This window comes from Rhizobium alarense (assembly GCF_021555155.1).
Classification (GTDB): Bacteria; Pseudomonadota; Alphaproteobacteria; order Rhizobiales; family Rhizobiaceae; genus Rhizobium_D; species Rhizobium_D alarense.
This window is the reverse complement of the sequence record NZ_JAKGBU010000011.1, coordinates 42781-68376: the sequence shown is the minus strand read 5'-3', so window position 1 is coordinate 68376 and position 25596 is coordinate 42781. Positions and strand designations below refer to the sequence as shown.

Below are 25596 nucleotides of genomic sequence, written 5' to 3'. Positions count from 1 at the left end.
CGCTCCGATCAGAAGGTGGGCCGCGGCTTCGGAATCGGCACGTTCGCGATCTCGCCGCCGTCGCCGAGCGCCGCCTGTTCCGTGCCGGCGGCCTTGGCCGCTCCACCGGACATAAGCCCGGCATAGACCAGCTTCAGGGGGCGGTCGAGCTCGTGGATATAGGGCGACGTGAGCTTCTGCCGGCCAGCCTCGTCCCGACCTTCGCTGCGGACCTTCGCCGCATGCTTCGAGCAGATTTCCGTCGAGATATCCGTGACCTCGGCCGTCTCGCCATAGGGCGCAAGCTGGCCGATCGTCGGCAGGCCCTGGCCGCTGACCGTCAGCCCCTTCTGCAGCATGCGCGCGGATTCGTCCGCCCGCGCCCCGAGGCTCTCCTCGCCGAGCACGACGGAGACGATGCTGCGCCCGCCGCGTGTCGCCGACGACACCTGATTGAAGCCCGACGCGCAGATGAAACCTGTCTTCATGCCGTCGGCGCCGTCGAAACGGCCAATCAGCATGTTGTAGTTCGGATATTGCTTCTTGCCGGTGGTGAAGCCTTCCAGCGCGAAATAGGGCGCATATTGCGGAAACTCGCGCTTCAGCGTGACCGCCAGCACTGCCAGATCCCAGGCCGTCGTATACTGGCCCTTGCCCGGCAGGCCGTTCGGGTTGACGAAGCGCGATGAACGCATGCCGATGCGGGCGGCTTCCTGGTTCATGCGGTTGACAAAGGCGGTCTCGGAGCCGGCGATCGTCTCGGCGATCGCCACCGACACGTCGTTGGCGGATTTGACGAGGATGATCTTCAGCGCGCTGTCGAGCGTCATCGCCTGGCCCGGCTTGAAATACATCTTGCTCGGCGGCTCGGAGGCGGCCGCCTTCGACATGACGACCGGCGTCTCCAGCGTCACCTCGCCCGCCTTGATCGCCCGGAAGACGGTATAGGCGGTCATCAGCTTCGTCAGAGACGCGGGATACCATTTGACGAAGGCGTCGCGATGCTCGATGACCTTCAGCGTCTTGACGTCGACCAGCATCCGGGGGCCGCCCGCCGCAACGGCGCTGTTCGCCAGGAAGGAAACGGCGACCGCGACCGCAATTCCAAAGAACGCGGTTTCCCGGCGAAAGAATCGTCCAGTCGTCAACAAGGGCCTGTCCTCGAAAATCGGGATTTGTCTCGAAACGTCCCCCTATTTAGCCTATATGGCATGGTGATGGCAAAGCCATCCGACGATGGAGGCCGGATTTTTCGGTCGAAGTGACAAGACAGGACCTTTCATGCCGATACTGAACCGCGCCGCGGAACTGCAGGACGAGATCGCCGCCTGGCGCAGGCATCTTCACCAGAATCCGGAAATTCTCTTTGCGGTGGAGCAGACAGCAGCCTTCGTCGCCGGAAAACTCAGGGAATTCGGCGTCGACGAGGTTGCGACCGGCGTCGGCCGCACCGGCGTGGTCGGCCTGATCCGCGGCCGGGCGCCCGGCCGGACGATAGGCCTTCGCGCCGACATGGACGCACTTCCGATCACCGAGACGAGTGGCAAGCCCTGGGCTTCGCGCACGGGCGGCAAGATGCACGCCTGCGGCCATGACGGGCATACGGCCATGCTGCTCGGAGCGGCCAGATATCTGGCCGAGACCCGCAATTTTTCCGGCAACGTCGCGGTGATCTTCCAGCCCGCCGAGGAAGGCGGCGGCGGCGGCAACGAGATGGTCAGGGACGGCATGATGGAGCGCTTCGCGATCGAAGAGGTCTACGGCATGCACAACCTGCCGGGAATGCCGGTCGGGCAGTTCGGCACGCGGCCCGGCCCGGTCATGGCCGCGACGGACGAATTCACCATCACGATCACCGGCCGCGGCGGCCATGCCGCGATGCCGCACAAGACGATCGACCCGATCGTCGTCGGCGCGCAAGTCGTGACGGCACTGCAGAGCATCGTCTCGCGCAGCACCGATCCGATCGCCTCGCTCGTCGTTTCCGTCACCAAGTTCAACGCCGGCTTCGCGCACAATGTCATCCCCGAGGAGGCGCATCTTGCCGGAACGGTCCGGACCCTGAGCAACGCCATGCGCGACGAGGCGGAAATCCGCCTGCGCCAGATCGCCGAGGGTACGGCGACAGCACTCGGGGCGAAGGCCCGCGTCTCCTACCACCGGAACTATCCGGTGACCGTCAACCACATCAGGGAAACGGGCCATGCGCTTGCGACGGCGGCGGAAATTGCCGGCGCGGCGAATGTCAACGATGCGCTGGACCCGATGATGGGCGGCGAGGACTTTTCCTACATGCTGCTGTCGCGGCCCGGCAGCTTCGTCTTCATCGGCAACGGTGATACGGCGGGCCTGCATCATCCGGCCTACGATTTCAACGACGAGGCGATTCCCTACGGCGTCAGCTACTGGGTGCGACTCGCCGAACACCGCCTGGCGGCGGCCTGACCGGCAAAAAAGACCCGGCTGCAGGGATGTCAGCCGGGCCAGTCGGGGAGGATCGATACCGGCACGAAGGGGCATGCGCACCGGGATCGCAGAAGGTCAGAAGGAAAGCTCCGTCATATTGGCTTTCAGGTCAGCGGCAGACGCGGACGCGCTTGATGACGAGGTCGCCCCACTTGTTGTAGCGGCGGATCTTCTTCCAGTAGCAGTGGCCGTAGCCATAGCCGTCATAGACGGTGACGTAGCCGCCGTGGTGATGGCCGTGGCCGAAGCCGAAATAGACGCCGCCGGCCTGCGACGGTGCGGCGAAGGAAACGGCGGCGACGGTGGCGACGACGGCGGACAGCATGATCTTGCGCATTGCGGTTCTCCTCTGGGGTCGGCGGATGGTTCGTTCCATCCAGTGATCCGACTATCCCACGGGAGAAAGCCACGCGCTGTTTCGCATGGAACAGGATGAGGCGTGGCGCCTCGCAACCGCCGGCGGTCCCGTTCCCGGGACGGCACCATCCGCACCGCGTGCGGAATTCAGACGGGCTCGTTTTCCTTCTGGGGTACCTTCTCGTCCGCGGGCTTGCGGACAGACGGCACCACAGAGCCCCGTTTCTCGACGCGCGGCGCCGGCGCGCGCATGCCAAGCATCTCGCGGACCCGATCGCGCACGAGCGGGCGGAACCGCGAGGCACGGAACGGCATGTCGACGGCACCGTAACCTTCCGGCCCGTCGTCATTGCCGCGATAGAGCTCCATCAGCTTGATGCCGTAGAAGTCACCGTCGACATAGTGGCGGTAATGGCCCGCCCAGCGGACCGTATAGATCTGGCCCTTGCGGATGCCCTGGTCGATCGACACGTTCCTGAACCGGTCGTCGACACAGACGACCTTCTGGCCGACACGAAACGTAACCATGTCCCGCCTCCGTTTGGAATGTTATGGACAGCCGGCGATCAGGATGCCTTGCGGCAGAGCACGCCGGGTGCCGTCTCGCCCCTGGTGAGGTCGTAGAGCGTCGCCTCGTCGCCCTTTGTCCACCATTCGTATTTTCCGCCGGCATACTTTGCGCCCGACCCGGCGATGACGCTGCTCGTGACGATCGACGCGTCACCGATGGTCAGCACCGCGAGCGACACAGCGCCGGCGTTAATGTATTCGACCGCGAAATTCGCGCCGTCGTCACAGCCGTAGTTCACCGTCTGCCGGTCGACCGCCGCCGTCTGCGGCAGGCGCAGGGTGATCTCGGTCCCCCGGTTCAGCACCGACAGGCGAATGACATGGCCGCCATCCTTGTCGGCAAGCTGCAGCGTGCCGTTTTCGAGCCGCCAGGACTTCACCGTGCCAAGCGCATCGAAGAACTTCTGTTCCTGGTCCATGATGGCGGGCGCGCACATCTTGCGTGTCGCGGCCGCAGGCGCGAAGGTAATGAGCCCGTTCTCCTCGACCTTGAGGTTGCCGCGATAGGTGTTGCAGCCGCCATTGCCGCCATAGGTGCCGTCCTCGCGGATGTCGAGCGTCGTCTGCAGGTTCTCGATGACGGCGTTGCCGCCGATGTCCTGTGCCTGCCAGGCACCGCCGAGACCGACAGGCACTTGCGTCTGGGCCGCCGCTGCGGAACAACAGGACAACGTGACGATGGCCGCAAGAACAGCGGTGGACCTGAACACGGATACGCTCTCCTGTCTCATTCTCTCGAACGCACGGAGCCCCTCGCAGGACCGGGCGTAAAGGAAGTTTCGCCGAACGTTATGGCCGCTCTGCGAAAAAGGTCAAGCCGTCGAAAGCGGCGCATCGAAAAGCTAGAAGGCAAATGTGGCAGAAGCCTTGTTGCCGGACATTTTCACCTGTAGAGCCTCGTGAACCAGAAGAACGACAGGGAAGACTGCATGGCTACGGGCGCCGCGAGCAAACGCCGCCTCACCATCCTCGGCTCGACCGGTTCGATCGGCAGGAGCACGCTCGACGTCGTCGCGCGCCTCGGCGGCCGCGACGCCTTCGAGATGGTCGCGTTGACCGGCAACGGCAACGTGGCGCTGCTGGCAAGCCAGGCCGTCGCCTTCGGCGCGGAACTCGCCGTGACGGCCGACGAGACCCAGTATTCCGAGCTGAAGCAGGCGCTTGCCGGCACCGGCATCGCGGTCGCCGCCGGCCGCTCCGGGCTGGTGGAGGCGGCCGAACGGGACGCCGGCTGGGTCATGGCGGCAATTGTCGGCAATGCCGGCCTTGCCCCGACGCTGGCCGCCGCAGGTCGTGGCGCCGACATCGCGCTCGCCAACAAGGAATGCCTCGTCTCGGCGGGACCGCTCTTCGTCGACGCCGTCCGTCGCGGCGGCGGCCGGCTTCTGCCGGTCGACAGCGAGCACAATGCCATCTTCCAGGTGCTCGAAGGCGATCAGCGCCATGCGCTGGAACGCATCATCCTGACTGCATCCGGCGGACCGTTCCGCACCTGGCCGCTCGCTGAAATGAAGGGCGTCACAGCGGACACCGCGCGCGCGCATCCGAACTGGTCAATGGGCCTCAAGATCTCCATCGACAGCGCATCGATGTTCAACAAGGCGCTGGAGATGATCGAGGCGCGGCATCTCTTTTCAGTCGCGCCGGAGCAGATCGAGGTGATCGTGCACCCGCAATCGGTCGTGCATTCGATGGTCGCCTACTCCGACGGCTCGGTGCTCGCGCAGCTCGGCAGCCCCGACATGCGCACGGCAATCGGCTATGCGCTCACCTATCCGCAGCGCTGCAGCCTGCCGGTCGAACGGCTCGACTTCACGAAGCTCGCCCGCCTGGATTTCGAGGCACCGGACGAGGCGCGCTTCCCCGCGCTCCGCCTCGCGCGTGTCGCCATGCAGCGGGGCGGCGTCCAGGGCACGGTGCTGAACGGAGCAAAGGAAGTGGCGCTCGAGGCCTTCATCGCCGGCCGCATCGGATTTCTCGACATGGCCGAGATCACCGAGGCGGTCATGGAGCGGCTCGCCGCCGTCCCGGCCGCTTCCGCGATGGACGATGTGTTCGCCGCAGACGACGAAGCCCGGCGGCTGGCCGCCCGGCTCATTGGGTAAACTTCGCTTTCCGGATCGTCTCAGGCGACCGCGCGGGCCAGCGCGCAACGCGACCAGAGCGAATGCAACGCACCGACGAGATGCTCGATATCCGCATCCGAATGCAGCGGCGTCGGCGTGATGCGCAGGCGCTCGGTCTTCTTCGGCACGGTCGGATAGTTGATCGGCTGGACGTAGACGCCGAAATGGTCGAGCAGCAGGTCGGATATCCACTTGCACTTCGCCGCATCGCCGACGATGACCGGCACGATGTGGCTCGGATTCGGCATGTGCGGGATGCCGTTCTTGTCGAGCAGCGCGCGCAGGCGCCGCACGCGTTCCTGATGCGCAAAACGTTCCTGCTGGCTGACCTTCAGGTGCTGGATCGAGGCGAGCGCCCCTGCCGCGAGCGCCGGCGGCAGCGCCGTCGTGAAGATGAAGCCCGAGGCGAAGGAACGGATGAAGTCGCAAAGCGCCGCGGAGGCTGCAATGTAGCCACCCATGACGCCGAAGGCCTTGCCGAGCGTGCCCTCGATGACCGTGAGGCGATGCATCAGGCCCTCGCGCTCGGCGATGCCGCCGCCGCGCGGACCATACATGCCGACCGCGTGCACCTCGTCGAGATAGGTCATCGCGCCGTAGCGCTCGGCGATGTCGCAGATCTCCTTGATCGGCGCGATGTCGCCGTCCATCGAATAGACCGATTCGAAGGCGACGATCTTCGGCGCACGCGGATCGGCCGCGGCGAGCTTTGTCTCGAGATCCCTGATGTCATTGTGCTTCCAAATGACGCGTTCGCACTTGGAGTGCCGGATCCCCTCGATCATCGACGCGTGATTCCCGGCGTCCGAGAAGACGATGACGCCGGGAATCTTCGAACAGAGCGTACCGAGTGCGGCCCAGTTGGACACGTAGCCCGACGTGAAGAGCAGCGCCGCCTCTTTGCCGTGCAGGTCGGCGAGTTCGCGCTCCAGAAGGACATGGTAGTGGTTGGTTCCGGAGATATTGCGTGTGCCGCCGGCGCCCGCGCCGCATTCGTCGATCGCCCGTTTCATAGCTTCGGTCACGACCGGATGCTGCCCCATGCCGAGATAGTCGTTGGAACACCAGACCGTCACTTCCTGCATACCGTCGGCCGTGTGGCGCGTCGCCCTCGGAAACTCCCCCTTGTGGCGCTTCAGGTCGGCGAAGACGCGGTAGCGCCCTTCCTGATGCAGGCCATCCAGCGCAGTCTTGAAGAAGCTTTCGAAATCCATCGCGGTCTCCGGCCGACAGTCGGCATTCTCATACGGACACGGTCATTGTCTTGCCGTCCGGGACTACACCCGGGTGTGGCGGGCCGCAACCGTTCCGGCTGCGGCAAATCGGCGCCGACATTTGAACCATTCCAAACTAGCTTACAGGCCCAAAAGCCATTCTGGGTTGATGTGTGTCAAGTCTCAATGAAAAAGGACGGGCGATACCGTCCTTTTAATCATCACAGTTTCACGAAACGCGCGGCTTCACGCTGCCGCGACCGCCCGCTTTGCCATCACTTTCACGAGATTGGCCCGGTAGTCGGCGCTGCCGTGGATATCGGCCAGCATGTCCGCAGCGTCGACGGAAGTGCTCGAAAGCGCCTCGGCGGACCAGTTCGCGGCGAGCGCCTGTTCCATGCCCGCGTGCCGGAAAACGCCGTTCGAACCAGCGCCAGTGACGCCGACGCGTACCGTGCCGTCCGTCGCTTTTGCGACGAAGACGCCGGCCATCGCATAACGCGAGGCAGGATTGGGGAATTTCGAATAGGCGGCCTTCTCCGGCGTCTCGAAGGTCACCGCCGTCACGATCTCGCCGTCGTCGAGCGCCGTCTCGAAAAGCCCCGTGAAGAAGGCGTCCGCAGCGATCTCGCGCCGGTTCGTCACGATGGTCGCGCCGAGCGCCACCATCGCCGACGGATAGTCGGCCGCCGGGTCATTGTTGGCGATCGAGCCGCCGATCGTGCCCATGTGGCGCACATGCGGATCGCCGATATGCGAGGCAAGGCTGCAGATCGCCGGGCAGGCTCGTGCCAGCTCGCCCGAGGCGGCCACCTCCGCATGTGTCGTCGCGGCGCCGATCCGCACCCGGCTGCCGGACACGGAAATGCCCTTCATGTCGGCGACATGCCGCAGGTCGATCAGGTCGCTCGGCGCTGCAAGACGCTGCTTCATGGTCGGAATCAGCGTCATGCCGCCTGAGACATATTTGCCGTCTTCGGCATTCGTCTTCAGCGTAACGGCCTCGTCCACGGAGGAGGCGCGATGGTAATTGGTAGCATACATAGGTCCCGTCTCCCGTCAGTGGACCGCACGCGCCGCCGCCCAGACCTTCTGGGGCGTGGCGGGCATGGTGAGGTCGTTGTTGCCGATCGCGTCGGTGATCGCGTTGATCAGCGCCGGCGGCGAGCCGATGGCACCGGCCTCGCCGCAGCCCTTGATGCCGAGCGGATTGCTCGGGCAGGGCGTGTTCTGATGCGACACCTGGAAGGACGGCAGATCGTCGGCGCGCGGCATGGCATAGTCCATGTAGCTCGCGGTCAGAAGCTGGCCCGTCGTCTTGTCGTAGTGCACCCCTTCGAGCAGGGCCTGGCCGATGCCCTGGGCGATACCGCCATGCACCTGACCCTCGACGATCATCGGATTGATGATGTTGCCGAAATCGTCGGCCGCCACGAACTGCACGATGTCGGTGTGGCCGGTCTCCGGATCGACCTCCACCTCGCAGATGTAGCAACCGGCCGGGAAGGTGAAGTTGGCCGGATCGTAGAAGGCGCCTTCCTTCAGGCCCGGCTCCATGCCGGCCGGCAGGTTGTGCGCCGTATAGGCGGCCAGTGCCATCTGGAACCAGGGCACCGTCTTGTCGGTGCCGGCGACTTTCAATTCGCCGTTCTCGATGACGATATCGCTCTCGTCCGCCTCCATCAGATGGGCCGCGATCTTCTTCGCCTTCGCCTCCACCTTGTCGAGTGCCTTGACGACCGCCGACATGCCGACGGCGCCGGAGCGCGAGCCGTAGGTGCCCATGCCCATCTGCACCTTGTCGGTATCGCCATGCACGATCGAGACATTGTCGATCGGCACGCCGAAACGATCGGCGACAAGCTGCGCGAAGGTGGTTTCGTGCCCCTGGCCATGGCTGTGCGATCCGGTCAGCACCTCGATGGTTCCGACCGCATTGACGCGCACCTCGGCCGATTCCCAGAGGCCGACGCCGGCCCCGAGCGAGCCGACGGCCGCCGACGGCGCGATGCCGCAGGCCTCGATATAGCAGCTCATGCCGATGCCGCGCTTGCGGCCGCGGCCGGCGGCCTCCGCCCTGCGGGCGCCGAAGCCGGCCCAGTCCGCCGCCTTCATCGCGGCCTGCAGCGAAGCCTCGTAGTCGCCGGCGTCGTAGTTCATGATGACCGGCGTCTGGTAGGGGAAGGAGCGGATGAAGTTCGCCCGCCGCAGTTCCGCCGGCGAAACGCCGAGTTCGCGCGCCGCCGTCTCCATCGTGCGCTCCAGCAGGTAGGTCGCCTCCGGCCGCCCGGCGCCGCGATAGGCGTCGACCGGCGCGGTGTTCGTGTAGACCGCGCGCACGGTGGCATGGATTGCCGGGATTGCATACTGGCCGGAAAGCAGCGTCGCGTAGAGATATGTCGGCACGGCTGACGAGAAGAGCGACATATAGGCGCCGAGATTGGCGACCGTGTCGACCTTGAGCGCCGTGATGCGGTTGTCGGCATCGAAGGCCATCTTCACCGTCGAAACGTGGTCGCGGCCATGGGCATCCGTCAGGAAAGCCTCGGTGCGGTCCGACGTCCACTTGACCGGCACGCCCGTGCGCTTGGAGGCCCAGAGGCAGACGATCTCCTCGGGATAGATATAGATCTTCGAGCCGAAGCCGCCGCCGACGTCGGGCGCGATGACGCGCAGCTTGTTCTCGGGCGCCACGTTGTAGAAGGCGCTCATGACGAGCCGCGCCACATGCGGGTTCTGGCTCGTCGTGTAGCAGGTGTAGTGATCCTCGGCACTGTCGTAGATGCCGAGCGCCGCCCTGGGTTCCATCGGATTGGGCGACAGCCGGTTGTTGACGATCTTCATCTCGGTGACATGGGCGGCCGACGCCAGTGCCGCGTCCGCCGCGGAGGCATCGCCGATCTGCCAGTCGAAGATCAGATTGCCGGACGCCTCCGGATGAATCTGCGGCTGGCCATGCTGAAGCGCCGTGACCGCGTCGGTCACCACCGGCAGCTCCTCGTAGTCGACGATGACCGCTTCGGCGGCGTCGCGCGCCTCGCCGACACTGTCGGCGACCACCACGGCGACCGCGTCGCCGACATACCGGACGGTCTCGTGCGCGATTGGACGCCACGCCCCCATCTTCATGGGCGAGCCGTCCTTGGAGTGGATCATCCAGCCGCAGATCAGGTTGCCGATGCCGTCGTCCAGCATCTGCTGGCCGTTGAGGATGCCGATCACGCCCGGCATGCCCTGCGCCGCCGAAATGTCGACACTCCTGATCTTCGCATGCGCGTGCGGGGACCGCACGAACACCGCGTACTTCATGCCGGGCACGACCATGTCGTCCGTATAGCGTCCCTTGCCGGTCAGGAACCGCTTGTCCTCCTTGCGCGCGACCCGTGCGCCGATACCTTCAACACCCATCGGTTGTCTCCTCCCGGGAAATAGGCTTGAGCGAATGCAACGATTGCCGATGCGCGGGCGGGCCGGATGCCTGACGACGGTCCGCGCCTCCGGCGGACTGTCGAGGCACCGGACCGGCGGCCCGCGCTCCGGACCTATTCGGCGGCCTGGCGCACGCCGGCCATCTCGGCGGACGCCGCCTGGATCGCCTTGACGATGTTGTGATAGCCGGTGCAGCGACAGATATTGCCTTCCAGGTTCTCACGCACCGTCTTCTCGTCGAGGTTCGGGCCCAGCCGGTTGATCATGTCGACCGCGGTCATCACCATGCCGGGCGTGCAGAAGCCGCACTGCAGGCCATGATGCGCCTTGAAGGCCGCCTGCACCGGGTGAAGCTCGCCGCCCTGCGCCAGCCCCTCGATCGTGGTGATCGTCGCCCCGGCGGCCTGCGCCGCCAGGATGGAACAGCTTTTCACGGACTTCCCGTCCATATGGACCACGCAGGCGCCGCACTGCGACGTGTCGCATCCCACATGTGTTCCGGTCAGGCCCAGCCCGTCGCGCAAGAAATTCACGAGCAGCGTGCGATCCTCGCAGTCGCCGCTCACCTGACGGCCGTTGACCGTCATCACAACTTTCGTCATACGCTCCTCCCTCAAGGACACTTTTGAGGCTGAAGCACCCGATCCGAAGTCTGGTCCTTGTCCGGCGCGTTTCGGCGCCGTTCGGATTCAAGCACCAACAGCAAGTTCGTCTTCGAAATCTCTGCGGACGCCGCCCCTGCCCACGGGCATCGAACGGTGACCTTCCTCCACATGCGGCATCATTTGACGTTTTCAACGGCTGATCAACCGGTTCTTGCAAAACGGGCCAAAAAAGTTCGTGACCGGCCCGGCCGCGGTCCTGGACCGGCATCCGCGCAAGTCATGCTGCAGTGCAAACCAAAAAAATACTTGCCTCCCATAGACTTCCACATTTTCAGCTTTATTTTCCCATAATCGCGGAAATGCGAATGCGTGATGCGGCGCCTGCCCTGTCACGGCGTTCAGGGGAGTATGCGGAGGCACGCCATCGATGGCGCCCCGTTCAACTTTGGAGAGATGTTCATGAAGAAAGCGATTGCGCTCATTCTGGTCGGCCTGTCGGTCACGAGCTGCACCTCGACCGAGAAAGGCGCCGGCATTGGCGCGGTTTCCGGCGCCATCATCGGCGGCGCGGTGACCGGCAACGTGCGTGGCGCCGCCGTCGGTGCGGCAATCGGCGGCGTATCGGGGGCCGTCCTCGGCTCCGTCGCCGACCAGCCCGGTCAGTGCTACTACCGCGACCGCTATGGCCGCCGCTATATCGACGATTGCCCGCGCGGCTACTGACGTCTGGAGCGCAAGCCCGAGTCGAACCAGCCCCGGATTCAGGTCCGGGGCTTTTCGTTGGATGACGCATGAAAAATAGGCAACGGCTTCAAATCCCGCGGCCGTGCGTGTAAAACCCTCATTAAACCTACGGAAATCCTAAGGCACTAGGGTCATTTCCAGCCTTGAACGGCCCGCGGCTTCGGTCGCGTGTCCTGTCGAAGTCAGTGCGGCGCGTTTCACGTTTCCGCATCGAAACGGAAAGGCAGCCATAGCGGCATATGCGGGAAGACGTGAACCGGCTGGAAAACAGTACTGCGTATCTGAAGGCTGGCACCGCCCTCGCGGTCGCGGCATTGCTGTCCCTGTCGACGTTTTCCCCGCGCGAGGCCCAGGCCTTCGAGATATTCGGGCTCAAGTTCTTCGAAGGAGAGGAGGAAACGACAGAGGTCATCGACCCGGTCTCCTATACCCTTTCGCTCGAGGCAGGAACCGAGGACGAGGACCTGAAGGAAGCAATCGAGACGAGCGCGCTTCTGAAGCAGGACGAGGGCAAGCCCGTGTCGGGCGATCTCGGTCTCGTCATCAAGGCGCGCGACGACCGCGACCGCATTCTCGCAGCACTCTACGAAAAGGCGCACTACGGCGGCGTGGTCACCGTCACCGTTGCGGGACAGGACATCGACAGCCTCCCGCCCGACCCCGACTTCGGCGCCACAGAGCCCGTGCCGGTCGTCATCAGCGTCGTGCCGGGATCCTCCTTCACCTTCGACGACATCCGGTTCGAGGGCGACGCAGAACAGTTCAACCCGGCCGACTACGATCTTGCGCCGGGGCGCCGCGCGGATTCCACCCTGATCATCAGGGCCGGCGAAAAGGTGGTCGCCGATCTCAAGCAACAAGGCCGGCCGCTCGCCAGGCTGACGGCGCGAACCGCGAGTGCTGACCACGCAACGGACACGGTGGATGTCGTCATCGGCGCCGAAGGCGGACCTGTCGCACCGGTCGGCGAGGTCGGCGTTTCCGGCACGAAGACCGTCGATCCCGTCTTCGTCGAAACCTATTCCCGCATCAACCGCGGACAGCCCTATTCGCCGGAGGCGCTCACCAAGGCCTCGGACCGCCTGCGCCAGCTCGGCGTCTTTTCCAGCGTCACCATCCGCGAGGCGGATACGCTGGCGCCGGACGGCAGCCTGCCGATGACGATCGAGGTGTCCGAAGGCAAACACCGCTATTTCGGTGCCGGCGCGCAGGTCTCGACCACCGACGGGCTCGGACTCCAGGGCTACTGGGGGCACCGAAACTTGTTCGGCCAGGCGGAATCACTCCGGATCGAGGCGGCGGTCAACCGGATCGGCGAGGGCAACGGCGTCACCGATCTCGACTATTCCTCGGCAATCCTGTTCGCGAAGCCCGGCGCCTTCGGGCCGGCGACGACCTTCACCGCGAGCCTGCGGGCGGCCATCGCCGACCCGGATGCCTACTATGCCCGCACCATCACCGGCGCGGCCGGCGTGAGTTATGAGCTCTCCGACGTCGACACCGTCTCCTTCGGCGGCGAGGTGATGTGGAGCGACGTGGACGACGCGTTCGGCGAGAACACCTATCTGACCGGCGCCATCCCGATCGAATATGTCCGGGACACCCGCAGCGACAAGCTCAACCCCGCCGATGGCTACCGGGCGCTGATCAATGCCAAGCCGAGCTACGAATTCGATCGCGGCACCGTTTTCTCCAGCTTCGAAGCCTCGGCCTCGGCCTATCACGGCTTCGGCGCAGACGACCGAACGGTGCTCGCCGGCAGGCTCGGCGCCGGCACGATCATCGGCGGCGACACGCTGGCCGACATTCCGGCGACCCGCCGCTTCTTCCTCGGCGGCGGCGGCAGCGTGCGCGGCTTCGGCTACCAGGAAATCTCGCCGCGAAACAAGGATGACGAACTGCTCGGCGGGCGCTCCTATGTCCAGGCTTCCGTTGAACTGCGCATCGGCCTGACCGAGACGATCGGCCTCGTTCCCTTCATCGACGCCGGCACTGTCTCCCGCGACGAAATCCCGGATTTCGACGACGTGCGCGTCGGCGCCGGCGTTGGCCTGCGCTATGCCACGCCCTTCGGTCCGATCCGTCTCGACGTCGCGCTGCCGATCAACAAGTATGAGGATGGCACGTCCTTCGGGATCTATGCCGGAATCGGCCAGGCTTTCTGATTGCCGCCGGATTCGGCGCTTATCGGATGCTATCCTGTTGTCGCATTTCCGTGCATCGCACCGATGCGCTAAGGATAGGACATGAATCGCCTGCTTCGCATCATCCGTATCACTTTGCGCTACGCTCTCTTTGCGTTGTTCTTACTTCTCGTCGCCCTCGCCGGTCTCGTCGGCTATGTCGGCTTTACGGACAGCGGCGCCCGTCTTGCCGCTGGTATCGCGGAAGATCTGCTTTCCGGTCCGGACCAGACGATTGTGATCGGCGCGCCCTCCGGCCTGCTCACCGGCCGGCTGCGGGTCGGATCGGTGACCGTTGGCGATGCGGAAGGCCCCTATGCCGAGGTCGAGGATCTTGCGCTCGACTGGTCGCCGCTCGACCTCCTGTTTTTCGAGTTCAATGCGGAGCGCCTCGCGGCGGGCTCGATCGATCTGGCGCGCCTGCCGACGACGGCCGCGAGCAGCACATCTGAATCCGGTGAACCGTTTTCCCTCCCCGTCTCGGTCAATGTCGAAGCCGTCGACATTCCGGAGCTCTCGATCGGCGCACCTGTCCTCGGCCGCGAACAACGGCTCGCGGTGACGGGCAGCGCCACCGCGCGGCCGGATGATCTCGCCGCAAAGCTGATCGTTGCCGATCGCGAGCGGCTGCAGGCGCGCATCGCGGCCGACCTCGCCTTCGCGCCTTCCCGCAACGAACTGAAGCTCGACGCCGACATCGACGAACCGCCGGGCGGCCTGATCGCCACGCTGCTGAGGTTGCCGGGCGAACCGGCCCTGTCGCTGCGTCTCGCCGGAGAAGGCCCCCTTTCCGGCTGGCATGGGCGGCTGGAAGCCGCAGTCGACGGACAGCAGGTTCTCGCGCTCGAGGGACGCCACGCGCTTTCGATCGAAGGGCTGCACAGCGTTGCCCTGACGGGCGGCGGCGAGATCGCGACACTGCTGCCGCCGGAACTGCGCCCGCTCTTCGCCGGCAACACGGCGATCGATCTCGTGGCGGGCTTCGGTGGCGAGGACCTGCTGCGCATCGAGCACGGCACGGTCACCACCGAGGCGATCGCGCTCGATGCGAGCGGCCGCGTGAGCGCCAGCGGCGAGAATACGCTGCAGGCACGGCTCGCCGGCCGCAGCGGCCCGATCGATTTCCGCTGGCCCCTCGCAGGCGGCGAGATGCAGGCGGTGATCGAGCAGGCGGAACTGACGCTGCAGGGGCCGGCGAACGCCGCCGCGCTCGACCTTCAACTCTCGGTTCCCTCCCTTGAACTTCCGCAGGGCACGGTGCAGGCGATCCGCCTCACGGCCCGAAGCGATGCCTTCGACGTCGGCACGGGCAGCGGTCCCATCACCGTGGCGGCTTCGACGGGCACCACATCGTTCGTCGATCCCAACCTCGACCGGCTGATCCGCGGCCCCGCCAAAATCACGGCCGACCTGACCGTCTCGCCGCAGAACATCGCCCTGTCGCCGGTGGCCCTCGAAAGCGCAAGCATCGGCGGCACCGCCACCGGGACCTACGACCGCCAGCCCGGCACGGCCGATCTCGCCTTCCGCCTGTTCGCGCTTCCGGCGGTATTGCCGGACGAGATCGCGCGGAACTTCACGAAGACCATCGCGCTCGAGGGCAGGCTCGCCACGACACAGGACGGCGGCATTGCCCTTGCCGGTCTTTCGCTGACCTCCGATGCGGGCAGCGCCTCGGGCACCGTGACGCTCGCCGACAATGCGATTGACGTCGATCTCGCCGGCAGTCTGACGGACATCGCGAAGCTTGCCGACGCCGCGTCCGGCAGCGCCACTTTCGAACTCACCGCCGAAGGTCCGCTGGACGGCCCGAAGGTGACCGCGCGTGTCGCGATCCCCGAAGCGCGCTTCGGCGCCCGGACAATCAACGAGGTGGCCCTGACGCTCGACGGTACGGCATCGCTCGCCGCACCGAGCGGCACACTCGGTCTCGACGCGACCGTGAACGGCAAGGCGGTGACGATCCGCTCCCAGGTGACGTCCGCGGACGGCCGGATTTCCGTGCCGGTTGTCGAGATCAGTGCCGGCAGCAACAGAGCGAACGGCAGCCTGGCACTCGGTGATGGCTTCCTGCCGGAAGGCGAGATCGCCTTCACGTTCCCCGACCTCGCCTTCCTCGCCGCCATGGCCGGTGAAGACGCATCCGGCGATCTTGCCGGCACGATCACGTTCCACAACGAAAACGGCAAGGGTAGTGCCGTGCTGGCGGCGGAGGGCGCTGCCGTCGCCCGCGACACGCTGCGGATCGAGCATCCACGGCTTTCCGTCGCGATGGACGACCTGAAGGTGCTGCGGGCCGAGGGAGAGTTTCGCGCCGACGTGCTGGTCGCCGGTGAAAACACCGTCGAAACGCCCGTGGTTTCCTTCTCGCATCAGGGCGGCATGACGAGCTTCGACATCTCCGGTCGCTACGAAGACGCACCGCTTGCAACGGAAGGCACGGTTTCGCAGTTGCAGGGCGGCACCGTCGTCGGGCTCAAGGCACTGCAGGCGACCGTTGGCGGCTACGGACTGGCCCTCGACGAACCCGCCTCCGTCGCGCTGCGAGACGGTGCCGTCGTCTTCGACCGCCTCGCGCTCGATGCCGGCTTCGCGACGCTTCAGGTTGCCGGCTCTTTCGCCGCGGCCGGCGAAAGCGACGTGACCGCGAGACTTGTGCACGAGGCGGGCCAGACGGAATTCGTGCTGGCCGGCAATGCGGGCGTCCGTGCCCTCGTCGACTCGGCCGAACTGACCCTCAACGGCACCATGGAGAACGCCCGGCTGAACCTCACGGCCCAGCTTTCAAGTGCGACGGTGCCGCAGGCGGAACTTCGCGACATCACGCTCACCGCCACCTCGCCGGCATTCGACCTGCTCCAGCGCCGCGGTTCGCTGTCGATCGCGGCGGGCGTGGAGCAGTCCGGCTTCGACAATGCGGACCTGACGCGGCTGCTGGCCGGCCCGCTCCGCCTCGTTTCGTCGGTCGCCGTCAGCTCCGATGACATCCGCTTCGCCGACACGGCGCTCGACGGCGCGGGAATCGACGCACAGGTCACCGGCAACTTCGCGCCGCCGACCGGCGCGGCGCAGGCGGAGTTCATAGTCACGGCGGCAAAGGCAGCCCTGCCGGCGGCGGTGGCCGGGCGCGTCGATACCGACGTCGTGCTCGCGGGGTCTGTGACGCGCTCCTCCGACGGAACCGTCAACCTGTCGGATGTCACCGTCACGTCCGGTACGGCGGAAGCGCAGATTGCCGCGAAGCTCTCGGGCAACCAGCTGGAGGGAACTGTCGACGGCACCGTGCTGTCGCTCGGCAGGCTGCTCGCCGATGCCGAGGGGCGCGCGACTTTCAACCTTTCCGCATCCGGCCCGCTCGACGGTCTCGACGTGAAGGGCCGGGTCGAATCGAGTGGTGCGACGCTCGCCGGCCGCACACTGAGCGATCTGGTCATCAACCTCGAAGGCAAGGCGATTGCCGACAGCCCGTCCGGCCAGGTGACCGCCACCGGCGCGCTTGACGGCCAGGCGATCAACGTGCGCACGCGCGTCCAGTCCGCAGGGGGCCGCATCGCGGTACCGGACATCGCCGCGGAAATCGGTTCGAACCGTCTGAACGGCGCGCTGGCACTCGACGGCGCGTTCCTGCCGAGCGGCAACCTCACTTTCGACTTTCCCGATGTCGGCCTGCTCGCGGCCATGGCGGGACAGAAGGCGGATGGCGACCTCACGGGCAGCGTCGCGATCGACAGCACGGACGGCAAGACGTCGATCGCCCTGAAAGCCACCGGCTCGGGCATCCGTCGCGACGACTTTCGCATTGCAAATCCGGACATCGACCTCCGGATCGGCGATCTCGCGACGCTGGACCTGTCCGGAACTGCGAAGATCGACAGCATCACCGTCGGGGAGAACCGGCTGCGGACCCTGAACGCCACCTTCGACCGGCGCGGCGGGACCACGAATTTCGACGTGAACGGCCGATACGACGATGCGCCGCTCGTCGTCAGCGGCGCCCTTGAACAGGCGGGCGACGCGCTCACCGTCGACGTCCATCGATTCGAGGCTGCGCCCCGCAAGGTGGCGATCCGGCTCGCGCAGCCGACGCGGTTCCGCATTGCGGGCGGCGGCGTCGCGCTCGACGGACTGACCATCGGCGCGGGGCGCGGCAGCGTGGTCGTAAACGGCACCGCCGGCGAGGCGCTCAACCTGACGGCCCGCATCACCGCACTTCCGGCAGGCCTCGCCAACAGCATCTCGCCCGGGCTCGGCGCAGAAGGCACGATATCCGGCACGGTCACGATAAAGGGCACCGGCGGCGCGCCTGTCGCCGGCTACGACCTGACCTGGGACAGCGCACAACTGGCACAGACGAAGGCGGCAGGCGTCGGCGCGCTCACGATCCGCGCCAGCGGCGACTTCGCCAACAACAAGGTGAATGTCAGCACGCGCCTGACGGGCGCCGGCGGCCTCTCCTTCGAGGGCGGCGGCACGCTCGGCACCGCCGGCACCATGCCGATCGCCATGAAGGCGCGCGGCACCCTGCCCTTCTCCCTGCTCGGCGCGCAGCTCGCGGCGCAGGGTTTCACCCTGACCGGCAACGCGGCTGTGGATCTCTCGATATCCGGCACGGCCACCAAACCGTCGATCACCGGCACGGTGAGCACCTCAGGAGCCCGCCTGGTGGACGTCCGACGCAATCTGGCCGTGGAAAATCTCACGGCCCGCGTTTCGCTCGACGGCCGGCAGGCGGTCATCCAGCAGGCGACCGGCAATCTTGCGAGCGGCGGCCAGCTCTCCGTGACGGGCCGGGTCGGCATCGAGCCCGGCTCCGGCTTTCCCGCCGACATCGCCATCCGGCTTGCCGACCTCACCTATGTCGACGGCACGCTCGTGACGGCGCGCCTGACCGGCGACATCAAGGTGACGGGCCCGCTCGCAGGCGGGCCGACGCTCGGCGGCACGATCCGCATTTCGCGGGCCAATATCACGGTCCCGGAAAAGCTCCCGGCGTCGCTCTCCGAAATCCAGATCAAGCACCGCAACGCGCCGGCCGACGTGCAGCGCATGGCCGCCGACCTCAAGCGCGACAAGGGCGGCGACGGAACGGCCAGCGGCATCGCCCTCGACCTGGTGATCGATGCGCCGGGGCAGATCTTCGTGCGCGGCCGCGGCATCAATGCGGAGCTCGGCGGGCGGCTGACCATCCGCGGAACGTCCTCTGCCCCGAACATATCCGGCGGTTTCGACCTGCGTCGCGGACGGCTGGAAATCCTTGCCAAGCGGCTCGATTTCACGAGCGGCAACATCGGCTTTGCCGGCGGCCTGGTGCCGACGGTCAATCTCGTGGCCGGAACGACGTCCGGATCGACGTCCATCACCATCACCGTCTCCGGTCTCGCCAACAATCCGAACGTTGCCTTCGCGTCCTCGCCGGCGCTGCCGCAGGACGAGATCCTCGCGCAGCTCATCTTCAACAGATCGATGTCGAACCTCTCCGCCGTGCAGATCGCCCAGCTCGCTGCCGCCGTCAGCCAGCTTGCAGGCGGCCGCTCGACGGGCCTGCTCGACGGCCTGCGCAGCAAGCTCGGCGTCGACGACCTGGATATCACGACCGACTCCGAGGGGCGCGCGCAGGTCTCGGCCGGCAAATACCTTAACGACCGGACCTATCTCGAGCTCAAGCAGGATGCCGAGAACGGCGGCGGCAAGGCGGTGATCAATCTCGACATCGGCCGCGGCGTGAAGCTGCGCGGCGAGGCAGGCAGCAATGGCGCGGGTGCCGCCGGCATCTTCTACGAGAAGGAATATTGATGCCGCATCCGCCTGTGCTGATGATTCCATCTGCGGCAGGCAAGGCGAATGCATCTGGCAATCTGTCGAACGGAGCATGGCAAACTGCTCAATATCCTTTCCGTTTTGCCTGTTTTTCCTCTTTCTGCCGGCACCCGGACCGGCAATAATCCGCCGCAAAACCGGGCGAACCGGCTCTCACGCAACCTGCGGGGAAACAATGGCTGACAAAGGTATTCACATCGCGCTGATCGGCGCCCCTCTCGAGGAAGGCTCCGGTCGGCGCGGCTGTGCCATGGGACCGGCGGCGCTTCGCATCGCCGGGATCGAACAGACCTTGTCCGAACTCGGACATGCGGTCACCGACGAGGGCGATCTGAAACCGCTGCCCGCCCGCGACCTGCCGAACCATCCCGGCGCCAACCACCTGCAGGTGGTGGGCGCCTTCACGCGCGCGCTCGACGCAGCGGTGCATGAGGCCGCGCGCGCCGGCCGTCTGCCGCTTATTCTGGGCGGCGATCATGCGCTCTCCATGGGGTCCGTTTCCGGCATGGCGCGCCACGCCGCGGAGCAGGGCCGGCCGCTCTTCGTCCTCTGGCTGGACGCCCATGCCGATTTCAATTCGCCGGCCACGTCGCCCTCCGGCAACATGCACGGCATGCCGGTCGCCTTCTTCTGCGGCGAGGCCGAGTTTGCACCCATTCTTGATGCGGAGCGCCCGTTCGTCGATCCAAAAAAGGTCTTCCAGGTCGGAATCCGCTCGGTCGATGCCCGCGAACGCGAGGAAATCGCCGAACACGGCGTGCGGGTCTTCGACATGCGCTCGATCGACGAGACCGGCATGGCGCATATCATGCACGAGATCATCTCGACGATCAAAGCCGCCAACGGCCTGCTGCATGTCAGCCTCGACGTCGACTTCCTCGATCCCGAACTGGCCCCCGGCGTCGGCACGACGGTGCCCGGCGGCGCGACCTTCCGTGAGGCGCATCTCATCATGGAGATGCTTTGCGACAGCGGGCTCGTGTCGTCGCTCGACCTGGTCGAGCTCAATCCCTTCCTGGACGATCGCGGCAAGAGCGCCCGCGTGCTCGTGGAACTGACCGCGAGCCTGTTCGGCAGGCGCATTCTCGACCGACCGACCCGGGCGGCCTGACTCCGGGGTATCGTCAAGCGATGGTGTGAAGCCGGCTTGTCCGGACCCGAAAGCGCTGCCCGGAGGTTGAAGAGATATTAACCTGACTGTGTGCAGACTGCGGCGACTGAGCTTTCGCGTCAACCGGGAACACTTGCATGACGACCATAAAAACGGCTGGCTTTGCCGGCGAAAATCTCGAGATCATCGCTTTCCGCCTGCATGATCAGGAGTTCTGCGTGAAGACCACGACCATTCGCGAAATCCGCGGCTGGGCACCGTCGACGCCTATTCCGCATTCGCCGCCGGACGTGATCGGCGTCATGAACCTGCGCGGTTCCGTCATCCCGATCATCGACCTCGCCCACAAGCTCGGCATGAAAAGCACGGAAGCCAACGAGCGCAGCGCCATCGTCGTCGCCGAGGTGCACAGCATGGTCGTCGGCCTCGTCGTCGACCGCGTCTCCGACATCCTGACCATCCGCGGCGACCAGATCCAGCCCGTTCCGGAAGTCACCACCTCCTTCGACAAGGCCTATGCGGAAGGCATCATCGCGCACGAAAACGGCATGATCTGCTTCCTCAACCTGGCGCGCATGTTCAAGGAACGCGAAGTCGACGAACTCGCCGCCTGACCCGCAAGCACGCGTCGCCTTTCCCGGACATGGCAGGCCGTCCGCGCATCGCGCCGGACGGCCTTTTCTGTTCCGCAGCCTGCCGGACCCGCAGCCATATGCAACCGCAACAAGAATAGTCAGGCACCGGCGGGCGACAGACGACAGTGGCGCCATGAAAAATTGCCCATTCTGCACAGGACTTCGCGGGACCAATCAAAGCTGCAATTTCCGAACGCATCGCCCAGGCGATGAAAAAGGCGGCCAGACATTCCCGACCGCCTTTCACGTTTGGAACTTGCCCGTCTCAGCCGAAGAGCACGAAGGTCTTCTGGAGGGTGATCCAGACGCCCCACAGGATCGGGATGCCGACCACGGCCCAGGCGGCGAGCGCCTTGCCGTCGAAGCCGCCGGTACCGATGCCGAAGGAGCCGGTCGGGCCGCTCTCGGCGGCTTTCGTCTTCGCCTGCATCGCCGCGACCTCCTCGTCCTTCATGTACCACTTGTCGGAAAGCGGCTTGACGAAGAAATTGGCGATCAGGCCGAGCGCCAGCATGCCGGCGAGGATATACATCGTGAAATCGTAGACCTGTGCCCGCGGAATGCCGGCGGCGATCTGCGCCTCGCGGATGTAGTTGACCACGACCGGCCCGATAATGCCCGCCGTCGCCCAGGCGGTCAGCAGCCGGCCGTGGATCGCGCCGACGAACTGGGTGCCGAAGATGTCGGCAAGATAGGCCGGGATCGTCGCGAAGCCGCCGCCATACATCGACAGGATGATGCAGAAGGCTGCCACGAAGAAGACCTTCGAGCCGATGCCCGCCGCCCAGGGCGCCGAGGCATAGAGAAGGATGCCGAGCAGGAAGAAGACGTAGTAGGTATTCTTGCGGCCGATCTTGTCCGACAGCGATGCCCAGAAGAACCGGCCGCCGATGTTGAAGAGCGAGAGCAGGCCGGTGAAGCCGGCCGCAATCGCCGCGATGGCCGTCAACTGCTCCTTGCTGAGGTCGGCAAAACGAAGCTCCGGCAGGCCGAGCAGAGAACCGGCGAAGATTTCCTGCAGCATCGGCGAGGCCATGCCGATCACGCCGATGCCGGCCGAGACGTTGAGGCAGAGCACGGCCCAGATCAGCCAGAACTGCTTCGTCTTGTGCGCGTCGCGGAGATGAACGTGTTTGGTGGTGATCATCTGGTTCTTGGCCGCGGGTGGGGTCCAGCCTTCCGGACGCCAGCCGGCCGGCGGGATGCGGTAGCTGAAGGCGCCCCCCATCATGAAGACGAAGTAGATCGCCGCCATGACCATGAAAGTCTGCCAGACGCCGACCGATGTCTCGGTCCTGAAAGTGTTCATCAGGATGTCGGCGAGCGGAGCTCCGATCATCGCGCCGCCGCCGAAGCCCATGATCGCCATGCCTGTCGCCATGCCGCGGCGGTCCGGAAACCACTTGATGAGCGTCGAGACCGGCGAGATGTAGCCAAGGCCGAGGCCGACACCGCCGATCACGCCGGCGCCGAGCCACATCAGCCACAGCTGGTGCGTGATCACGCCGACCGCAGCCACGACGATGCCGCCGCACCAGCAGAGCGCCGAGACGAAACCGGCCTTGCGCGGCCCGGCCCTTTCCAGCCAACCGCCCCAGATCGCCGCCGAGCACCCGAGGAGAACGAAGAAAAGCGTGTAGATCCAGCCGAGATCGGAGACCCGCCAGTCGCAGCTCGTGGTGAACAGCGCACCGGCCAGCGTGATACCGTCGCAGGCGACGGGTGCCGTCACGCCGACGGCACGCGACAGCGGCAGCCAGAACACGCTGAAGCCGTAGGCCATGCCGATGCAAAGATGGATGGCAAGCGCGGCAGGCGGTACGAGCCACCGGTTGAACCCGGGCCTGGCGATGATCCTCTCGCGGTCGAGCAGGCCGACACCGGCCACGCCGACGCCATACGTTTCCGTTGATGCTGACATTCGTTCTCCTCCGTACCCGCCCCTCGCGGGATCACGTCATTGGTGGGACGAGACGATGGGTCAAAGCTTTGGCAGGCAACGCTTCGTTACCGTCGCCGAACCCCGACACCGCCCCGCGGAGAACAGTCTGCAAACGGTGTGCCATGCTGGAACTTGTTATATGTCAATAGCTTGCATCTATGCTATTGCGCTGCAAACGACATTTTGTCCACACCGCTCGGACAAAATGTCGTTTGCAGCGCAGCATCAGAGCGCTTCAGGCAGCCAGATGGCGAAGGTCGTGCCCTGGCCCGGTGCGCTGCTGCAGCGCAGGTCGCCGCCCTGGCGGCGGATGAGCGTCTGGCTGATCGACAGACCGAGGCCCGTACCGCTCTGGCGCTTGGTCGTGAAGAACGGATCGAAGATGCGCGCCATCACATCCTCCGGCATGCCGATGCCGGTATCGGCGACTTCGACGACCAGTCCCGGCGTGTCGCCGCGATCCTCGTCATAGGTCCTGATCGTCAGCCGTCCGCCCTCCGGCATGGCATGGATGGCGTTGACGATGAGATTGACCAGCACCTGCTGCAGCTCGGTGCGGTTCATCAGGACCTGCCGCGACGACCGGTCCTCGCGCTCGACGGCGATCTCGGCCTTGTTGAGGAGGTGCTGCACGAGCGGCAGGCTGTCCCCCACGACATCCGCCGGCACGTGGCGGTCGACATATCCGGCATATTCCTCCGGGCGGGCGAACTGCAGCAGCTTCGTGACGATCTGGCTGATGCGGTGGATCTGTTCGTCGATCAGGCGGATCTCGGTCCTCACCGCCGCCGTCTGGCCGCCGAGCACGCTGCGCACCACATCGAGATTGCCCTGTATCACCGCGACGGGATTGTTGATCTCATGCGCCACGCCGGCCGTGATCTCGCCGATCGCCGCGAGCTTCTCCGACATGATGAGTTGCTTGGTGGTCGCTTCGAGCTGGCGGTTCGCCACCGTCAATTCGTGCGTGCGCTCGTCGACGCGGGCATTCAGCTCCTCGTTCCAGGCGCGAAGCTCGCCGTCCCGCTGCTGGATGAGGTCGAGCAGGTGGTCGAGATGCTGCGCAACGCGGCCGATCTCGTCCTCGGCGCGCGGAAGCGCCGTGCGCGCGCCGAGATTGCCCTGCTCCACCTTGCCGATCGTGTCGGTCATGCGCTCCAGCGGCTTGAAGATGCCGCGCGCCCAGCGCAGGAAGATCGGTACGCTGACGGCCGTCACGGCCAGAAAGGCAAAGACGATCGTCAGCAGCGTCTGGTATTTCGCCGCGGAAAACGGCGCTTCGAGGAAGCCGACATACAGCATGCCGACACGCGTGCCGTAGCTGTCGGAAATCGGTTCATAGGCCGAAACATACCAGTCGTTGACGACGAAGGCACTGTCGAGCCACACCCGGCCCTCGTCCAGCACGGCGCCCCGCACGGCGCTCGAAACGCGCGTCCCGAGGGCGCGTCGTCCTTCGAAGAGCCGCACATTGGTACTGATGCGCACATCCTCCAGGAAGAGCGTCGCCGTCCCCTGGCTCCCTTCCGGCAGGCTCGCTTCGCGATAGACGAGGTCGTTGATCGTGTCGATGAAGACGAGGTTCTGGTTGAGGAGGATGCCGCCGACCAGCGCGCCGCTGCTGCCGTCCGCAAGGGCCACGGGACTGGCGGAATGCACGACCATGCCGCGCGTCTCCTGCTTGCGATCCGTCGGCACCGCATTCGGCGTCGGCACGAGATCAAGGCGCGCACGCGCGCCGAGGGCCGGATCGATCGCGGAAAGCTCCGAACCCGAAAAGACATCGATCGCGGTCGAATCGCCGCCGCCGAGCGCGGCCGCGACGACCGGCCAGTCATGGCGTATCCGACCCGTCGCGCTCCCTCCGGATCCCGCCTGAAGATGACCGTCTCGGTCGATCATCACAAGATAGTCGAGGCCGAGTTCGCCGCGCCGCGCCGCCAGCAAAGTGTCGAGCCGGGCCGCATCGCGGCTTCGCATCGTGTCGAGGAATTGCGCCGAGCCGGCAAGCGCCTTGATGTGCTCGCCCGTGTTTTCAAGGATTCGCGACAGGTACTGATGGGCGATCGTCAGATCGCCGTTGACTTTCGACGTCAGGAGGGCATCGAACTTGTCGTTCCATCGTGCGACAGTGATGCCGAGAAGCAGCGGCAGCACGACCAGTGTCGGCAACAGCGCGATGGCGAGCAGCCGGAACCGTATGGAGCGCCCGGGCCGCGCGGGAATGGCCGGCGCCTCAGGCATTCCACGCCGCGCATTTGCGGTCGATCGTCTTGCGCGAGACACCGAGACGCCGGGCCGCCTCGTCACGGTTGCCGCCGGTCTCTTCCAGCACGGCGAGGATATGGCGCCGCTCGACGTCTTCGAGGCTGCCGCCAGCCGGCACGGCACTGCCGCCAGCCGGCACGGCACTGCCGC

18 protein-coding genes are annotated in these 25596 nt (G+C 65.8%); 7 read left to right on the top strand and 11 right to left on the bottom strand.

Annotated elements, in window-relative coordinates; genetic code table 11:
- Positions 1–8 precede the first annotated feature (8 nt).
- Entirely contained in the window at positions 9–1082 is a 1074-nt protein-coding gene (locus LXM94_RS05570) for a D-alanyl-D-alanine carboxypeptidase family protein (protein WP_235770180.1), read from the bottom strand.
- A 178-nt stretch (positions 1083–1260) separates the two neighbouring features.
- On the opposite strand from LXM94_RS05570, the gene LXM94_RS05565 reads away from it, so the two are divergent.
- Positions 1261–2424, top strand: a complete 1164-nt coding sequence (locus LXM94_RS05565) for a M20 aminoacylase family protein (protein WP_235770167.1) — start codon at positions 1261–1263, stop codon at positions 2422–2424.
- A 130-nt stretch (positions 2425–2554) separates the two neighbouring features.
- Here the strand turns inward: LXM94_RS05565 and LXM94_RS05560 are convergent, their stop codons facing one another.
- The 3 genes from LXM94_RS05560 to LXM94_RS05550 form a co-directional block, all read right to left on the bottom strand.
- A complete protein-coding gene (locus LXM94_RS05560) occupies positions 2555–2782 on the bottom strand; it encodes a hypothetical protein (RefSeq protein ID WP_235770166.1) in 228 nt (75 codons plus the stop codon).
- Positions 2783–2949: 167 nt separating this feature from the next.
- Positions 2950–3330 (bottom strand): CAP-Gly domain protein, encoded by a 381-nt coding sequence (locus LXM94_RS05555; protein ID WP_235770165.1) that lies wholly within the window; start codon positions 3328–3330, stop codon positions 2950–2952.
- Between the two features lie 38 nt (positions 3331–3368).
- The gene (locus LXM94_RS05550) at positions 3369–4082 is read right to left on the bottom strand and encodes an META domain-containing protein (RefSeq protein ID WP_235770164.1); all 714 of its coding nucleotides are present in this window, start codon (positions 4080–4082) and stop codon (positions 3369–3371) included.
- 219 nt (positions 4083–4301) lie between these two features.
- Between LXM94_RS05550 and dxr the strand changes: the two genes are divergently transcribed.
- Complete coding sequence (gene dxr, locus LXM94_RS05545; protein ID WP_235770163.1) at positions 4302–5477, top strand: 1-deoxy-D-xylulose-5-phosphate reductoisomerase; 1176 nt, start codon at positions 4302–4304, stop codon at positions 5475–5477.
- A 20-nt stretch (positions 5478–5497) separates the two neighbouring features.
- On the opposite strand, the gene hemA is transcribed toward dxr, so the two are convergent.
- The 4 genes from hemA to LXM94_RS05525 all read right to left on the bottom strand — a co-directional run bounded on the left by hemA (position 5498) and on the right by LXM94_RS05525 (position 10743).
- Positions 5498–6712, bottom strand: a complete 1215-nt coding sequence (gene hemA / locus LXM94_RS05540) for a 5-aminolevulinate synthase (RefSeq protein WP_235770162.1) — start codon at positions 6710–6712, stop codon at positions 5498–5500.
- A gap of 246 nt (positions 6713–6958) precedes the next feature.
- Positions 6959–7756 (bottom strand): FAD binding domain-containing protein, encoded by a 798-nt coding sequence (locus LXM94_RS05535; RefSeq protein WP_235770161.1) that lies wholly within the window; start codon positions 7754–7756, stop codon positions 6959–6961.
- A 15-nt stretch (positions 7757–7771) separates the two neighbouring features.
- On the bottom strand, positions 7772–10120 hold the full coding sequence (locus LXM94_RS05530; protein ID WP_235770160.1) for a xanthine dehydrogenase family protein molybdopterin-binding subunit: 2349 nt from the start codon (positions 10118–10120) through the stop codon (positions 7772–7774).
- A 134-nt stretch (positions 10121–10254) separates the two neighbouring features.
- A complete protein-coding gene (locus LXM94_RS05525) occupies positions 10255–10743 on the bottom strand; it encodes a (2Fe-2S)-binding protein (protein ID WP_235770159.1) in 489 nt (162 codons plus the stop codon).
- 462 nt (positions 10744–11205) lie between these two features.
- Between LXM94_RS05525 and LXM94_RS05520 the strand changes: the two genes are divergently transcribed.
- The 5 genes from LXM94_RS05520 to LXM94_RS05500 all read left to right on the top strand — a co-directional run bounded on the left by LXM94_RS05520 (position 11206) and on the right by LXM94_RS05500 (position 21215).
- Positions 11206–11469 (top strand): YMGG-like glycine zipper-containing protein, encoded by a 264-nt coding sequence (locus LXM94_RS05520; RefSeq protein WP_235770158.1) that lies wholly within the window; start codon positions 11206–11208, stop codon positions 11467–11469.
- 260 nt (positions 11470–11729) lie between these two features.
- The gene (locus LXM94_RS05515; protein WP_235770157.1) at positions 11730–13655 is read left to right on the top strand and encodes an autotransporter assembly complex protein TamA; all 1926 of its coding nucleotides are present in this window, start codon (positions 11730–11732) and stop codon (positions 13653–13655) included.
- Positions 13656–13736: 81 nt separating this feature from the next.
- Entirely contained in the window at positions 13737–19466 is a 5730-nt protein-coding gene (locus LXM94_RS05510) for a translocation/assembly module TamB domain-containing protein (protein ID WP_235770156.1), read from the top strand.
- Positions 19467–19665: 199 nt separating this feature from the next.
- Positions 19666–20601, top strand: a complete 936-nt coding sequence (gene rocF, locus LXM94_RS05505; RefSeq protein ID WP_235770155.1) for an arginase — start codon at positions 19666–19668, stop codon at positions 20599–20601.
- A 137-nt stretch (positions 20602–20738) separates the two neighbouring features.
- A complete protein-coding gene (locus LXM94_RS05500) occupies positions 20739–21215 on the top strand; it encodes a chemotaxis protein CheW (protein ID WP_235770154.1) in 477 nt (158 codons plus the stop codon).
- A gap of 286 nt (positions 21216–21501) precedes the next feature.
- On the opposite strand, the gene LXM94_RS05495 is transcribed toward LXM94_RS05500, so the two are convergent.
- The 3 genes from LXM94_RS05495 to LXM94_RS05485 all read right to left on the bottom strand — a co-directional run.
- Entirely contained in the window at positions 21502–23157 is a 1656-nt protein-coding gene (locus tag LXM94_RS05495; protein WP_235770153.1) for an OFA family MFS transporter, read from the bottom strand.
- Between the two features lie 246 nt (positions 23158–23403).
- Entirely contained in the window at positions 23404–25422 is a 2019-nt protein-coding gene (locus LXM94_RS05490; RefSeq protein WP_235770152.1) for a sensor histidine kinase, read from the bottom strand.
- Positions 25415–25596: helix-turn-helix domain-containing protein (locus LXM94_RS05485; protein ID WP_235770151.1), on the bottom strand; the 182-nt coding region annotated here is incomplete at its 5' end. The genes LXM94_RS05485 and LXM94_RS05490, both read right to left, overlap by 8 nt.